This window comes from Bacillota bacterium (genome assembly GCA_036504675.1).
Lineage (GTDB): Bacteria > Bacillota > Sulfobacillia > JAJYWN01 > JAJZPE01 > DASXUT01.
On sequence record DASXUT010000146.1, the window covers coordinates 1 to 15,638 of the forward strand.

Sequence of the window (15,638 nt, forward strand, 5' to 3'; positions counted from 1 at the left end):
CATTCATCAAGGACCCCGACCGGAAGATCAAGGAGTTGCTGGTGGAGAAGATCGCGAAGATCGGCGAGAACATCGGTGTCAAGCGTTTTGCCCGCTTTGCCCTGGGCGAAGGCGGGGCCAAGGAGTCCTGAAGCGTCTTAACCTGGACAACACGTCGTGTTGTCTTTTTTTCTCCTGTGTAAGGTCCGGCGACCCGGCGGCCGTCAGGGCGCCCCGGTAGGAATCGGATGGTTATCGTAGAAGATAATAGGGTGCTCAGGAGGTAACCCGGGATGGAAGGCACAAGATACCGGCGGGTCGTGCTCAAGCTCAGCGGTGAGGCGTTCGGCGGGACGGCCGGCTTCGGCATCGTCCCGGAGGTCGTCGAGACCGTCGCCAACCAGTTGAAAGAGGTCCGGGGAATGGGCGTCGACGTGGCCATCGTCGTCGGCGGGGGCAACATCTGGCGCGGGGCTTCCGGCAGCCTCAAGGGCATGGATCAGGCGACCGCGGACTACATGGGGATGCTGGCCACGGTCATCAACTCCCTGGCTCTCCAGGATGCCCTGGAGAAGATGGGCGTCGACACGCGGGTCCAGACGGCCATCGAGATGCGTTCGGTGGCCGAGCCTTACATCCGCCGCAAGGCCATCCACCACCTCGAGAAAGGCAGAGTGGTCATCTTCGCCGGCGGGACCGGCAACCCTTACTTCTCGACGGACACGGCGGCCGCCCTGCGGGCCGCCGAGATCGAGGCCGAGGTGGTCCTGAAGGCGACCAAGGAGGAGGGGGTCTACGATTCGGACCCGCGGAAGAACCCCGCCGCCGTGAAGTTCGATCGCCTGACCTACCTTGATGTCCTGAACAAGGGTCTGAAGGTGATGGATTCCACGGCCGCCTCGTTGTGCATGGACAACAAGATCCCGATCGTCGTCTTCAACCTGAACCGCCAGGGGAACATCAAGCGGGTGATCATGGGAGAGACCGTTGGAACCTATGTCGGAGGGGAGAAATGATGGTCAAGGACGTCTTGAAGGAAACCGAGGACAAGATGAAGCGGACGGCCGAACTGTTTCGCAAGGAACTGGCCGGTCTGCGGGCCGGCCGGGCGACCCCGGCCCTCCTGGAACGCGTCCTGGTGGACTACTACGGGACGCCGACCCCGGTCAATCAGATGGCCAACATTTCCGTGCCCGAACCGCGCCTCCTGGTCATCCAACCGTGGGACAAGGGTCAGGTCCCGGTGATCGAACGGGCCATCCTCAAGTCCGACCTGGGGTTGACCCCGAAGTCTGATGCCGGCCTGATCCGGCTGGTCATCCCGCCCCTCAATGAGGAGCGCCGCCGCGACCTCGTCAAGCAGATCAACAGGAAGGCCGAGGAACAGCGGGTGGCTCTGCGGAACGTCCGCCGGGACGCCAACGACTTCCTCAAGGACCTCGAGAAGGAAGACGAGATCACTGAGGACGAACACCGCCGCGGTCAGGAAGAGGTCCAGAAGCTGACCGACAAGTACATCGCCGAAGTAGACAGTATCATCAGGGCCAAGGAGAAGGAGATCATGGAGGTTTGATCCCCGGAGACCTGGTGGGGATGGAAGCCGGCGAGGCCCGGCGGGAGCTTGCGCGGGCCGCCGCCTCGGTCATCGAGGAGCAGGTGACCAAGCCACCGTGGCCGGGAGAGCCCCAGGGCGCCCTTCGGGTCATCGCCGCGCGCCTGGTCGAGGGAGGCGTGGTCCTCATCCTCGCCCACGATGGCTACCGCCGGACCCCGCGAAAGAAGGAGGACTGAGGCGGTGCCCCCCGACAAGAAGGGCCGCCGGGCTTCGGCCGGGACGGGCCAGGGTCTGCCGACCCCCGGCCCGGTGCCCCGACACGTGGCCATCATCATGGACGGTAATGGGCGCTGGGCTAGGAAGCGAGCATTGCCGCGGGTGCTCGGCCACCGGGCGGGGGCGGAATCCATCCGCGACGTGATCAGAGCCTGCCGTGCCTGGGGAATCCGCTATCTGACCCTGTTCGCCTTCTCCACTGAGAACTGGAAACGTCCGGCCGGCGAAGTGGCCGCTTTAATGGACTTGATCGTCGAGTACCTCGACCGGGAGTTGGCCGAGCTGATGCGCGAAGGGGTCAAGGTCCGGATCATTGGCCGCCCCGGCGAACTTCCCCCGGCCGCCAGGGCCAAGGTGGCCGCCGCCGTTGAGGCGACTCGGGACAACTCCCATCTCGTGGTCGCCTTCGCCTTGAACTACGGAGGACGGCGGGCGATCGTCGAGGCCGGCCGTCAACTGGCCAACGAGGCCCGCGAGGGTCTCCTGGACCCGGCCGACATCACTGAGGAGACCTTCGCGGCCCACCTGGACACGGCCGGTCTCCCCGATCCGGACCTGCTCATCCGACCCAGCGGTGAGCTGCGAATATCGAACTTCCTCCTCTGGGAGGTCGCCTACACCGAATTCTGGTTCTCCTCGGTTCTCTGGCCGGACTTCCGCCGCGAGCACCTATGGGCGGCGGTCGAGGACTTCCGCCGCCGCCGGAGGACCTATGGCGCCTTGCCCGAGCAGAAAGAGTGAAGCGCTTGTTGAAGACCAGGTTCGTCACCGCCGCCTTGGGCCTCCCGATCATGGCGGCCGCGGTGTACTGGGGCGGAGCCCCTCTTTTTGTTCTCCTGTGGGCGATCAGCCTGGTGGCCCAAAGCGAGTTTTGGGCCATGCTAGGCGAAAAGGCCATCCGCGGCGAGAGGCTCGCCGCCGCCGGCCTATCCGCGGCCGTGGTGGCCGCGGGAGTGGCCGGCCGGGAGGACCTCTTCCCACCGGTCGTGGCCGCCTTCGTCATCGTCGCCCTCGGCGTCCAAGTCTGGCGGAGGCCCGCATACACTGTGCTGGATGCTTTCGTCACCATGGCCGGGGCCCTCTACCTGGGCTACCTGGTGGCCTACCTGGGCCTCCTGCGCTCGGTCGGGGTCTGGCCCCTGGCGGCGACCATTGCCGCCACGTGGGCCACCGATACTTCGGCCTATTTCGCCGGGCGCTGGTTCGGCCGACGAAAGCTCTGTCCGGACCTGAGCCCCGGAAAGACGGTCGCCGGGGCGGCGGGAGGACTCCTCGGCGGGCTGGCCATCGGCGGCTTGATGGCCTTCTACCTGATCGGCGCGGGGCCCGCCGGGGCCGTCGGTTTTGGACTTTTCGTCAGCCTGGGCGGTCAAATGGGGGACCTGGTCGAGTCCTCGGTCAAGCGCTTTGCGGGGGTCAAGGACGCCGGCCGGATCCTCCCCGGGCACGGCGGCGTCCTCGACCGCTTTGATTCCTTACTCCTCAGCGCCCCGGTGGCGTATTACTTCCTGCGCCTCCTGGCGGCGGTCGGGCGGTGATTCGATGCGTCCAAGAACTCTCGCCTACCTGGGTCTCGGGCTCGTCGCCGCTTTCCTGGCCCTGAAGTTCGTCCTGCCCTACCTGCTGCCGTTTCTCTTAGCGGCCTTTGTCGCTGTGCTCATCGACCCGGTGGTCAACTGGCTGGAGAACCGGGTCCACCTCGGGCGGGGGCTGGCGGTGGGGGCCGTCCTCCTGCTCATCGTGGCCGGTCTCTCGACCGGGGTCGTGGTCGGGCTATACCGCCTGGCCCTTGAGGCCAGCGACCTTTCGGTCGATTTGCCGGGGTACTATGCCCAGGCGCAGACCCTCATCGAGACCTGGCTCAGCCGGCTCGGGGAGATTTCCTCCAGCCTGCCCGCCCCCCTCAACGACGCCCTCCAGGCTCAGGCCCAGTCGGCCTATTCCCTGCTCAGCAAGGTGGCGGCGGCCCTGCTCAATTCGGTGGCCTCCCTCCCCGGGACGGTCATGTTCACCGTCGTCACCGGGCTCGGTACCTTTTTCATCAGCCGGGACAAGCGCCAGATCAACCGGTTCATCCTCAGTCTCCTTCCGCTCGCCTGGCGCGAACGAGCCCAGACGGCGGAACGCCGGGTGATGGCCTCTTTCCTCGGTTATATCCGGGCCCAACTGGTCCTGGTCCTGCTGACGACGGTCGGGAGCATCGTCGGTCTCGGCCTGATCGGCGCACCCTACGCCCTGCTCCTCGGTTTCGGCGCCGGCCTTCTGGACCTCTTCCCGATGGTCGGGCCGGCGACCATGTACCTCCCCTGGGCACTCTACCACGTCTTTTTCGGAAACCCTGGCTTTGGGCTGCGGATCCTGGCGGTCTTCGCGGTGGTGGCCGGCGTTCGCCAACTGTTGGAAGCGCGAGTGGTGGGGGCCAGGATCGGGATCCACCCATTGGCCACGCTGATGGCCATCTACCTTGGCCTGGCTATCTTCGGCGCCCGCGGTCTGATCATCGGTCCGCTGACCGCCATCATCATCAAGGCCCTCGCCGAGAGCGGTCTCTGGCCCAGCCTCCCGCCGTCCGGCGGGGCGGGCGGCCGCCCGGCGGAGCCCACGAGGTGAAGCATATTGTTGAGGGTTGAGGAACGCGCACGCCGTCTGGCCATCATCGGAGCGACCGGGTCGATCGGTCGGCAGACCCTTGAGGTCGTCGGGGGCCACCCGGACCAGTTCCGAGTGGTCACCCTGGCCGCGGGGGGGAATGTCGACCTGCTCGAGGAGCAGTGCCGCCGCTTCCACCCGGAGGTTGTCGCCGTCCGCGACCAGAAGGCCGCGGCCGAGCTGCGACGGCGCTTGGCCGAGGAGAGGGTCTCCGTCTATGGAGGCTCCGAGGGACTCCTCGCGGCGGTCACGGCGGGCGAAGCCGACTTGGTCGTGATGGCCGTCGTCGGGGCCGCCGGCCTACCTCTGACCCTGGCGGCCATCGCCGCCGGCAAGGACGTCGCCCTGGCCAACAAGGAGACCCTGGTGGCCGGGGGCGAGTTGGTCATCCGGGCGGCCCGCGAGCGGGGGATTCGGTTGATCCCCATCGACAGCGAGCACTCGGCCATCCAGCAGTGCCTGGCCGGAAGCCGGGCGGCGGAGGTCAAGCGCCTGCTGCTGACGGCATCGGGCGGACCCTTCCGCGGCTTCACCCGGGAGCGCCTCGGGGGGGTCACGCCGGAGATGGCCCTGGCCCATCCGACGTGGGCCATGGGGCCGAAGATCACCGTCGACTCGGCCACCCTGATGAACAAGGGGCTCGAGGTCATCGAAGCCCATTGGCTCTTCGGCGTGCCCTATGACCGGATCGACGTGGTGGTCCATCCCCAGAGCATCATCCACTCGATGGTCGAGTTCATCGACGGCTCGTTCCTCGCCCAGATGGGACCGCCGGACATGCGCCGGCCGATCCAATACGCCTTGACCTACCCGCACCGGCTGACGGCCGATTGGCCCGGGCTGGACTTGGTCCAAGCGGCCGGCCTGACCTTCGAGCCGGTCGACGATCGGACCTTCACCTCGCTCCGCCTAGCCTACGAGGCCGGACGGGCGGGCGGGACGGCGACCGCCGTCCTCAGCGCGGCCGACGAGGTCGCCGTGGGGCTGTTCCTGGAACGGCGGATCGGCTTCCTCGATATCGAGCGGGTCGTCGAGGAAGTGCTCCTGCGCCACATCCCCCAACCGGCCCCGACTCTGGCTGGAATCATGGCCGCCGATGAGTGGGCCCGGTCGGAAGCCAAGCGGGCCGCCGCGGCCAGAAGGTGAGGTCCTGAGTTGCTCACGGTCATCGCTTCCATCCTGGTCTTTGGTCTCTTGATCATGGTCCATGAGTTCGGGCACTTCATCTCGGCCAAGCGGGCCGGCGTCCGCGTGCCCGAGTTGGCCTTCGGCTTCGGTCCCAAGATCGCCGGATTCAAGCGCGGGGAGACGGAGTACAACTGGCGGCTCTTCCCGATCGGGGGCTTCTGCCGGATGGCCGGCACCAACTCCGAGGACCCCGACGACATGGGCGACCCGCGGGGGTTCGGCCGTCGGACGGTCGGGCAGCGGATGTGGGTCATCGCCGCCGGACCGGCGATGAACTTCCTCCTCGCCGTGGTCCTCTTCGCTTTCATCTTCGCCGCGTACGGGGTGGCCCAGCCGGTGCCAGGCAGCACCGGCATCGGAGGCATCGTCCCCGGCTATCCGGCCGAGGCGGCCGGGCTCAAGGCCGGCGACCGCATCGTGGCCATCGAGGGAACGCCCATCGCCGACTGGGAGCAGATGGTCGCGATGATCCAGAAGAACCCGGGCCGCCCCCTCCATCTGACGGTCGAACGTCAGGGAACACCCGTGACCCTGGTGGTCACCCCGGGCACCGACCCGAACAACAAGGACCGCGGTTTCCTGGGCATCTCGCGGGAGGTCGTGGTGAAGAAGTCGTCCATCCCGGCGGCGATCAAGGACGGCATCGTCCAGACGGTGGCCATCTGCGTCCTCTGGCTCAAGGGACTGGTGATGATGATCCTGAGGAAAGCGCCGGCCGACGTGACCGGCCCGCTGGGGATCACCCAGATGATCGGCCAGGCGGCCCAAGCCGGGCTGGTCAGCATCCTGTCCTTCGCCGCCGCCCTCTCGGCCAACCTGGGCCTTTGGAACCTCTTGCCGATCCCCGCCCTGGACGGTTCACGCCTGGTCTTTCTGGGTTTGGAGCGACTGCGCGGCCGGCCGGTGTCGCCCGAGAAGGAGAACTTCATCCATTTCCTCGGCTTCGCTTTCTTGATCTTCTTGATCATCGTCGTCACCTATCGAGACATCCTGCGGCTCCGTCTGTCTTCATGAGGCGGGGAGGGAAAGGCGGGTGGGCCGCATGAACATCCGGCGAAGAGAATCCCGACCGATCTCCGCCGGCGGGCTGGCCATCGGCGGGGAGGCCCCCATCTCGGTTCAGACGATGACCAAGACGGATACCCGCGACGTCGCCGCCACCCGTTCGGAAATCGCCCGACTGGCGGAAGCTGGGGCGGACCTGGTCCGGCTGGCGGTGCCCGACCGGGAGGCGGCCGAGGCCCTGGGGGCTTTGGTCAAGTCGGCGCCGGTGCCGCTCGCGGCCGACATCCATTTCGACTACCACCTGGCCCTGACGGCCCTCGACGCCGGGGTCCAGAAGTTGAGGATCAACCCGGGGAACATCGGCGGGCCTGACCGGGTCAGGGCCGTGGCCCTGGCGGCCAAGGACCGACGCGTGCCGATCCGGATCGGGGTCAACGCCGGCTCACTGGAGGAACGGCTCATCGACAAGCACGGCGGGCCGACTCCACAGGCGATGGTCGAGAGCGCCCTCGACCAGGCGGCGCTCCTCGAGGACCTGGGTTTCGCGGACATCGTCGTGTCTCTGAAAGCCTCCGACGTCCGGCGGACGGTCGACGCCTACCGGCTCATTGCCGGCCGTTGCCGGTACCCGCTCCACCTCGGGGTGACCGAGGCCGGGGGGATGATCCCCGGCACGGTCAAGTCGTCCCTCGGGATCGGATTGCTCTTGGCCGAGGGGATCGGCGATACGATCCGGGTCTCCCTGACGGACGACCCGGCCCTCGAAGTCCGGGTCGGCTTCGAACTCCTGCGGGCCCTCGGACTTCGCCTCCGCGGGCCGGAGATCGTCTCTTGCCCGACCTGCGGCCGTTGCCAGGTCGACCTGCCGGGCCTCGTGGGTCAGGTCGAGGAAGGCCTCAAAGGGCTCACCGAGCCCGTCCGCGTGGCGGTCATGGGTTGCGCCGTCAACGGCCCGGGGGAGGCCCGTGAGGCCGATTTCGGACTGGCCGGGGGAAAAGGCGGAGGGCTGCTGTTCCGCCGGGGCCAGGTGGTCGGGAAGGTCCCTGAGGGGGAGCTGGCCAAGGCTCTGATCGACGAGGTCTGGAAGGCCACCGGGGGCCGCCGCCCGGGCGGGTAGGGTGGGTCCGCGGGTATCCCGGCGCGGCGGCCCGCGCGTGACGGCCCGCGGATTGACAGGAGCGATGAGGTCTGCTAACATGAGGCTGTCCCGGCGTCGCCGGGCCATATCGACGGGCGATGATGGGAAGAATCGGGCGACCACGCCCCCCGACAGGGAGCCGGGCCCATGATTGAGAGGCGCGGCCGGAACCTCCCGTGCCCGATGGTTATCCGGGCCTTGCCCCGGAAGGACACCCGGGGCGAAACGAGGCCGGTGGGGTCGTCGCCGGCGGAGAAGGGTGGCACCGCGAGTGAACCTTCGCCCCTTTGCCGGGCGGGGGTTTTTGACTTTCTTGGGGACACTATGAGCATTGGGAAAGGGTGGTTGTGTTGGCTGAAGAGACCAGGGCTGGGCGGGGCGACGAGAAGGAAGGGTTTGTCAAGGAGATCACCGCCCGGGCGGCCGATTTCTCCCGCTGGTACATCGACGTTATCCGGAAGGCCGACCTGGTCGACTACGCGCCGGTCCGCGGCTGTATGGTCATCAAGCCCGGCGGCTACGCCCTGTGGGAGAAGGTCCAGGAGGGCCTCGACCGGCGGTTCAAGGCGACCGGTCACCGCAACGCCTATTTCCCGCTGTTCATCCCGCAGAGCTTCGTGGAGATGGAGAAGGAGCACGTCGAGGGGTTCGCCCCCGAATTGCCCTGGGTGACGGAGGTCGGCGGGGAGCAGCTTCAGGAGAAGCTGGCGGTCAGGCCGACCTCGGAGACCATCATCTGCTCGATGTACTCCAAGTGGATCCAGAGTTATCGGGACCTGCCGATGCTGCTCAACCAGTGGTGCAACGTCGTCCGCTGGGAAAAGCGGACCCTGCCGTTCCTGAGAACCTCGGAATTCCTGTGGCAGGAGGGGCATACCGCTCACCGGACGGAGGATGAGGCCGTCGCCGAGACGATCCAGATGCTCCGGGTGTATCAGGACTTCGTTGAGAACGACCTGGCCATCCCGGTGATCCCCGGCCTCAAGACCGAGAAGGAGAAGTTCGCCGGGGCCGTGCGGACGTACTGCATCGAAGCGCTGATGCAGGACGGGCGGGCCCTTCAGTCGGGGACGTCGCACTTCCTGGGGCAGAACTTTGCCAAGCCCTTCAACATCCAGTTCCTCGACGCCGATGGGCAACTCAAGTATGTCTGGCAGACCTCCTGGGGGATGTCGACGAGGATCATCGGGGCCCTGGTCATGGTCCATGGCGACGATCGGGGGCTGGTCATACCGCCCAAGGTCGCCGAGATCCAGGTGGTCATCGTCCCGATCGCCCCGGTCAAGGAGCGGCCGAAGGTCATCGAACGGGCCGGCCAGATCGCCGCGGAACTGGCCGAGGTGGCTCGGGTCCACGTGGACGACCGCGAAGAGCACTCCCCGGGCTGGAAGTTCAACGAGTGGGAGCTCAAAGGGGTGCCCATCCGCGTTGAGATCGGACCCCGGGACCTGAAGGCCGGCCAGGCCGTGATGGTCCGCCGGGACACCGGGGTCAAGGAACCGGTGCCCCTGACCGAGCTCAAAGACAAGGTGACGGCCACCCTGGCCGCCATCCAGACCGACCTGTACGACCGGGCGAAACGTCTCATGGCCGAGAACACCCACCGCGTCCGCGACTACGATGAGTTCAAAGAGGTCATGGAGAGCCGGCGGGGGTTCGTCGTCGCCGGCTGGTGCGGTGACCCGGGCTGCGAGGCCAAGGTCAAGGAGGAGACCGGGGCGACCATCCGGTGCCTGCCCCTGGACCAGCCGGACGATCCGGGTACCTGCCTGGTCTGCGGGGGGAAGGCGACCAGTCAGGCCCACTTCGCGCGGGCTTACTAGGCGGTGGCAGGAGACCGAAAGAGCGGGCTAGAATACTCTAGTTCGGTCGTCGTGACCGCCACCTGAAGCAGCCAGGTTGGCAAGTCCAGGCCTCGTCGGCGGAGGGACATGTGACTCAGGGAAAAAGTGGCAAAGTGGCCGCGATCATTCCGGCCTACAACGAAGAGAAGACCATCGGGGCGGTCCTTGACGCCGTTCGTCAGGTGTCCGACCTCGATGAGATCATTGTCGTCAGCGATGGATGCACGGACAACACGGTCAAAGAGGCAAAGCGTCGGCGGGTGAAGGTCATCGAGCTCCCGGAGAACCGTGGCAAAGGGGCGGCGATGAAGGCCGGCGTGGACGCCACCCAGGCCGAGGTCGTCGTCTTCCTGGACGCCGACCTTATCGGGCTGCAGAAGGATCACCTTCGGCAGCTCTTGGGACCGGTCTTGAAGGGCGAAGCCGACATGAGCATCGGCCTCTTCGGCGGCGGCCGCTTGGCCACCGATCTGGCTCAGATCGTGGCGCCGTTCCTCTCCGGGCAGCGGGCGGTGAAGAAGCCGCTCCTGGCCGAACTGGACGAGATGGACATCACTCGCTTCGGCATCGAGGTGGCCCTGACCCGTCAGGCGCAGAAATCCGGGTTGCGGGTGAAGCAGGTCGTCTTGGATCAGCTGACCCATGTCATGAAGGAAGAGAAGCGCGGCTTCTGGAAGGGGTTACGGGATCGGCTGAAGATGTACTGGGAGATCGTCCGTTACGCCCAGCGGAGTCCCTGACGAAAAACCCCGCGGACGGTGAGGGAGTAGACTGATGACCTTCTGGGATATGGTCCTCCGGGTGGCGGCGGCCTTGACCCTCGGCGGTCTGATCGGCCTGGAGCGGCAGAGCACCCGCCGCCCGGCCGGTCTCAGGACCCATATCCTGGTCTGCGTGGGATCCAGCCTGATCATGATGGTCTCGATCGGGATTTATGACAGCTTCCGATCGGCCACCGTCGATCCCGGGCGGATCGCCGCCCAGGTGGTCAGCGGCATCGGCTTCCTGGGAGCGGGGACGATTCTCCGTGAAGGGGCCACCGTCCGAGGATTGACCACCGCGGCCAGCCTTTGGGTGGTGTCCGGGGTCGGCCTGGCCACCGGGGCCGGGCTCTATGCGCCAGCCGTGGTGACCACCGCCGTGGCCCTCCTGGCCCTCGTCGTCCTTGGCCGGGCCGAGCATACCTACCTGGCCGGCAAGGATATCCACGGGTTCGTTCTGAGGATGAGCGACGAACCGGGGATGATCGGCCGGATCGGGTCGCTGTTAGGGGTCCATGGGGTGGACATCCGCAACATCAACATGCACGAGATCGACAACCACCAGGTGGAGGTGGAGTTCCAGGTCCGTCTGGGGCCGAGGATCTCGGCCGAACGGCTGGTCGATGAGCTATTCACGATACCGGGGGTCCACTCGGTGGACCACAGCGACTGAGGTGCGAGAGAGACCACGGAGCCGCCGTCCGGCGGCTCCGATCCTGTTTGGGGGCGAGTCTTTGGGTACCGGAGGATCCGCCGCCGTAGAGTTCCGCCGTCTCGTCGCCGATATCGACCTCCCCGAGCGAGTCCGACAGGTCCTGATCGCGGCCCGGGTCAGCCGGGTCCGGGTCTGCCTGGCCGAGCGCTCGTGGGCGGTCGAACTTACTTCAACCAGGTCCTTGTCGGCTGAGGAGACGGCGACCGCGGAAAGGGCCCTCACCGCCAGGGTGCCGGGCCTGGCCCGGGTCAGCCTGACCTTGGTCGTCCAGGAGCCCGAGCGGCGCCACGCCGACGCCGAGGCGGCGCTGGCCGCCGAGTGGGGGGCCGTCGTCGAGTCCCTCTACGTCGCCGTGCCGGCCGCCCGGGCCTTCATCAGCCCCGAGACGCGTTGGCGGCTCGATGGCAAGCGCCTGGTGGTCACGGCCGGGGGGCGGGCTGCCACCGAGTTCCTCTCCCGCCGTGGGGCCTCGCTCCAACTCGAGCAGGCCGTCCTTGACCGGACCGGATTCGCCCTGGGGGTCATGTTCGAGGCCGGAGCGGAGGCCGAGACCCCGCCCCCGGAGGAGGACTTCCGGCCTGAGGTCTACCTGGCCGCCCAGCCGGCGGAGCCGCCCAAGGATAAGGTCCTCTGTGGGCGAAAGGTTGACAAGCAGCCCCGGCCCGTAAGGGACCTCATCACCGAGGAACGCGAAGTGGTCGTTGCCGGGGAGGTCCGCAACGCCCAGGTCAAGGAGCTGAACACCGGCCGGAAGCTGGTGACCTTCGACCTTTCCGACTACACCGATTCGATCGCCGTCAAGGCCTTTGTCGGCAAGCCCAACGGCAAGCCGAGCGGCGCGTCGGGGGCCGACGTGGACTGGCAGGAGAGCCTGGCCGACGGGACCTGGGCGGTGGTGCGGGGATCGATCCAGGTCGACCGCGTGAGCCAGGAACTGAGCCTGATGGCCGACGACATCGTCCGCCGGCAGCGGCCGGAGCGGCGGGACGAGGCCGCCGCGAAACGGGTCGAACTGCACCTGCACACCAAGATGAGCGCGATGGACGCGGTGGTCGAGGCGACTCAGGCGGTTCGCCGGGCCGCCTCGTGGGGCCAGGCCGCCCTGGCCATCACCGACCACGGCGTCGTCCAGTCCTTCCCAGAGGCCTACGCGGCCGGCCGCAAGCTCGGGGTGAAGGTCATCTTCGGGCTCGAAGCCTACCTGATCGACGACCTGACCCCGGTGGCCCGGCGTCCCCGGCCGGGGGCCCTGGCCGACCAAGAATACGTCGTCGTCGACGTGGAGACGACCGGCCTGTCGTCGCTGACCGACGAGATCATCGAAATCGGGGCGGTCCGCCTCAGCGGCGGGGGAGCCCAGGCCGGCCCGACCGAATTCCGGAGCTTCGTCAAGCCGTCCAGGCCCGTCCCACAGAAGATCACCGAGTTGACCGGGATCACTGACGAGATGTTGGCCGGGGCGCCGGACGTGGTCACGGCGATGACCGCCTTCCTCGAATTCGCCGGCGCGGCCGGTCTGGTGGCCCACAACGCGTCTTTCGACCTCGGCTTCCTTAGGGCGGCCGCCCGCCGCTCCGGGCGGGATGATTGGCAGCCGACGGTCGTCGACACCCTATCCCTCGCCCGAGCCATCCTCCCGGATCGGGGCCACCACAAGCTGGACCAACTGGTGTCGGAATTCGGCGTGGCCTTAGATCACCACCATCGAGCGGTCGACGATGCCCGGGCGACCGGGCAGGTCTTCCGGCACTTGCTGGCGCGGCTGCCGGAGGATATCGAGGCGACGGAAGACGGGTTGAACCACCTGGGGCGGCGGACTCCCCCGAACCTCCTGCCGGACTACCACGCGATCATCCTGGTCCGCCGGCAGACTGGTCTGAAGGCCCTCTACAAGCTGGTTTCGGCGGCCCACACCCGGTATTTCCGGAGGAACCCGAGGATCCCCAAGAGCCTCCTGGCCCAGAGCCGCGACGGGCTCCTTTTCGGCTCGGCCTGCCAGGCCGGTGAAGTCTTCCAGGGGATACTGCGTGGTGAGGGCCCGGACGAAGTGGCCGAGCGGGCGAGTTTCTATGACTATATCGAAATCCAGCCGCCGGGGAACAATGACTTCCTGGTTCAGGCCGGGATGGTCGGCTCCCCGGACGACCTGGTGGCCATCAATCGCCGTCTTTACGAGCTGGGCAAGTCCCTGGGAAAGCCGGTGGTGGCCACGGGTGACGTCCATTTCCTGGATCAGCACGAGGCGGCCTTCCGGACCATCCTCATGCACGCCAGCGGGTTCGACGATGCCGACCGCCAGGGCCCCTTCCACTTCCGGACGACTCAGGAGATGCTGGCGGAGATGGCCGGGCTCGGGCCGGAAGCGGCCGACGAGGTCACCGTCAAGGGCCCGGCGGCCCTGGTCGCCTCGATCGAGGAGGTCCAGCCGGTGCCTGAGGGGTTCTTTCCCCCTGACATCGAAGGCGCGGCTGAGATCATCCAGGAGACGGCTTACACGCGCGCCCGCGGCCTTTACGGCGACCCCCTTCCGGGGATCGTGGCCGCCCGCCTCGAGCGGGAGTTGGGATCGGTCACCGGCAACGGCTACGCGGGCCTCTACCTGCTGGCGGCGAAGCTGGTCGGCAAGTCCCTCGAAGACGGCTATCTGGTGGGTTCGCGCGGCTCGGTGGGCTCCTCGCTGGTCGCCACGATGTGCGGGATCACCGAGGTCAACCCGCTGCCGGCCCACTACTTCTGCCCCAATGAGGACTGCCGATACAGTGAGTTCGTCACCGACGCGGCCGGTCAATCCGGCTTCGATCTGCCTGATAAGGACTGCCCGATCTGCGGGACCAGGCTCAAAAAAGACGGCCACGATATCCCCTTCGAGACCTTCCTTGGCTTCGAGGGGAACAAGGTGCCGGACATCGACCTCAACTTCTCCGGCGAGTACCAGTCGCGGATCCACGAATACACCGAGGGCCTCCTCGGCGAGGGGGTCATCTTCCGGGCCGGGACCATCGCCACCGTGGCCGAGAAGACGGCCTATGGCTACGTCCGCGGGTACATGCGGGACAAGGAGAAGTTGTGGCGGCGGCCGGAGATCGCCCGGTTGGCCGCCGGTTGCACCGGGGTGCGGCGGACCACCGGGCGCCACCCGGGCGGGCTGGTCCTGGTGCCCAAGGGCAAAGAGATCGAGGATTTCTGCCCGATCCAGTATCCGGCCAACGACGTCAAGGCCGGGCAGACGACCACCCACTTCGACTACCATTCCATCGAGTGCCTGGTCAAGTTGGACCTGCTTGGTCACGACGACCCGACGGCCCTGCGGATGCTCCAGGATGTCACGGGATTTGACGTCCGGGCCGTCCCCTTCGACGATCCCGAGACCCTCACGCTCTTCTCGGGCCTGGGCTCGCTGGGCTTCGAACCGGGGAAGATCGATGGCGACGTCGGGACCATCGGGGTGCCCGAGTTCGGCACCCGGTTCGTCCGGCAGATGCTCGAGGACACTCGCCCGACCACCTTTACCGAGCTGGTCAGGATCTCCGGCCTGTCGCACGGAACCGATGTCTGGCTGAACAACGCCCAGATCCTGATCAAGGCGGCGACGGCGACCCTCCGGGAGGTCATCTGCTGCCGCGACGACATCATGGTCTACCTGATCTTCAAGGGACTGGAGCCGAGTCTGGCCTTCAAGATCATGGAGGATGTCCGAAAGGGCCGCGGGCTGAAACCGGATCAGGTCCGGGCGGTGGCGGAGAAGGGCGTCCCGAGCTGGTACATCGAGTCGTGTCAGAAGATCCGCTACATGTTCCCGAAGGCCCACGCGGCGGCCTACGTGATGATGTCCTTCCGGGTGGCCTACTTCAAGGTGCACTTTCCGGCGGCTTTCTACGTCGTCTACTTCTCCGTCCGCGGAGATGACTTCAACACCTCGATGATCGTTCGTGAACCCGATGAATTGCGGCGGCAGATGAAGGAAATCATGGATAAAGGTAATGAGGCCACGCCAAAAGAGAAGAACACCCTGATCGACCTGGAAGTGGCCCACGAGATGTATCTGCGTGGCTTGCGCTTTCTTCCGGTGGACCTGGAGCGGTCGGATCCCTTCAAGTTCTTGATCACCCCGGATGGGCTCCTGGTCCCCTTCGCCGCTTTGTCCGGCTTCGGTCGGACGGCCGCCGCCAGTGTTTCGCAGGCCAGGTCGGAGGCCCCCTTCACCTCGGTCGAAGACCTGCTGGCGAGGGGACGGCTGTCTCGCAACCTGGTCGACCTCCTGCGCGCTCACGGAGCCCTCCGTGGCCTGTCCGAGACCAATCAGCTGGCTCTCTTCTAACTGCGACGCCATGTCCGCTCTCAGCCCGCACCTTGCGCGGCCGGCCGGGGTGTGCTATAATCGACCTGGTAATCTTGTTTTCAGCCGCTGTCACTGTGGAGAGTGGGGTATCCTACCCACTCTTTTATTTCGAATGGCCCTGCTTCTCGGCCAAAGGCCGGGTCAAAGGGAGGAACGCCGTCGGGACCATGAACCAAGACCTGCTCAAGG

14 protein-coding genes are annotated in these 15,638 nt (G+C 66.8%); all 14 read left to right on the forward strand.

Annotation, left to right across the window (positions count from 1 at the left end; translation table 11 throughout):
* Positions 1-131: translation elongation factor Ts (locus VGL40_10415; GenBank protein HEY3315671.1), on the forward strand; the 131-nt coding region annotated here is incomplete at its 5' end.
* Positions 132-272: 141 nt separating this feature from the next.
* Complete coding sequence (gene pyrH, locus VGL40_10420) at positions 273-995, forward strand: UMP kinase (protein HEY3315672.1); 723 nt, start codon at positions 273-275, stop codon at positions 993-995.
* Positions 995-1,552: a ribosome recycling factor gene (gene frr, locus VGL40_10425; GenBank protein HEY3315673.1), complete on the forward strand. Its 558-nt coding sequence runs from the start codon at positions 995-997 to the stop codon at positions 1,550-1,552. Before pyrH ends, frr begins: the two co-directional genes overlap by 1 nt.
* Positions 1,549-1,770: a hypothetical protein gene (locus VGL40_10430; protein ID HEY3315674.1), complete on the forward strand. Its 222-nt coding sequence runs from the start codon at positions 1,549-1,551 to the stop codon at positions 1,768-1,770. The genes frr and VGL40_10430 overlap by 4 nt, the downstream gene beginning before the upstream one ends.
* A 4-nt stretch (positions 1,771-1,774) precedes the next feature.
* Entirely contained in the window at positions 1,775-2,551 is a 777-nt protein-coding gene (locus VGL40_10435) for an isoprenyl transferase (protein ID HEY3315675.1), read from the forward strand.
* Between the two features lie 5 nt (positions 2,552-2,556).
* Complete coding sequence (locus VGL40_10440) at positions 2,557-3,348, forward strand: phosphatidate cytidylyltransferase (protein HEY3315676.1); 792 nt, start codon at positions 2,557-2,559, stop codon at positions 3,346-3,348.
* Positions 3,349-3,352: 4 nt separating this feature from the next.
* The gene (gene ytvI / locus VGL40_10445) at positions 3,353-4,420 is read left to right on the forward strand and encodes a sporulation integral membrane protein YtvI (protein ID HEY3315677.1); all 1,068 of its coding nucleotides are present in this window, start codon (positions 3,353-3,355) and stop codon (positions 4,418-4,420) included.
* A 9-nt stretch (positions 4,421-4,429) separates the two neighbouring features.
* Positions 4,430-5,605 (forward strand): 1-deoxy-D-xylulose-5-phosphate reductoisomerase, encoded by a 1,176-nt coding sequence (locus VGL40_10450; GenBank protein HEY3315678.1) that lies wholly within the window; start codon positions 4,430-4,432, stop codon positions 5,603-5,605.
* A 9-nt stretch (positions 5,606-5,614) separates the two neighbouring features.
* On the forward strand, positions 5,615-6,661 hold the full coding sequence (gene rseP / locus VGL40_10455) for an RIP metalloprotease RseP (protein HEY3315679.1): 1,047 nt from the start codon (positions 5,615-5,617) through the stop codon (positions 6,659-6,661).
* A 28-nt stretch (positions 6,662-6,689) separates the two neighbouring features.
* A complete protein-coding gene (gene ispG, locus VGL40_10460) occupies positions 6,690-7,769 on the forward strand; it encodes a flavodoxin-dependent (E)-4-hydroxy-3-methylbut-2-enyl-diphosphate synthase (GenBank protein HEY3315680.1) in 1,080 nt (359 codons plus the stop codon).
* Positions 7,770-8,140: 371 nt separating this feature from the next.
* On the forward strand, positions 8,141-9,613 hold the full coding sequence (proS, locus tag VGL40_10465) for a proline--tRNA ligase (protein ID HEY3315681.1): 1,473 nt from the start codon (positions 8,141-8,143) through the stop codon (positions 9,611-9,613).
* Positions 9,614-9,747: 134 nt separating this feature from the next.
* Positions 9,748-10,374 carry a glycosyltransferase family 2 protein gene (locus VGL40_10470; protein HEY3315682.1) on the forward strand — a complete coding sequence of 209 codons (627 nt, stop codon included), beginning with the start codon at positions 9,748-9,750 and terminating at the stop codon, positions 10,372-10,374.
* A 34-nt stretch (positions 10,375-10,408) separates the two neighbouring features.
* Positions 10,409-11,068, forward strand: coding sequence for an MgtC/SapB family protein (locus tag VGL40_10475; GenBank protein ID HEY3315683.1), 660 nt, complete (start codon positions 10,409-10,411; stop codon positions 11,066-11,068).
* Positions 11,069-11,129: 61 nt separating this feature from the next.
* On the forward strand, positions 11,130-15,428 hold the full coding sequence (locus tag VGL40_10480; GenBank protein ID HEY3315684.1) for a PolC-type DNA polymerase III: 4,299 nt from the start codon (positions 11,130-11,132) through the stop codon (positions 15,426-15,428).
* Positions 15,429-15,638: the final 210 nt, after the last annotated feature.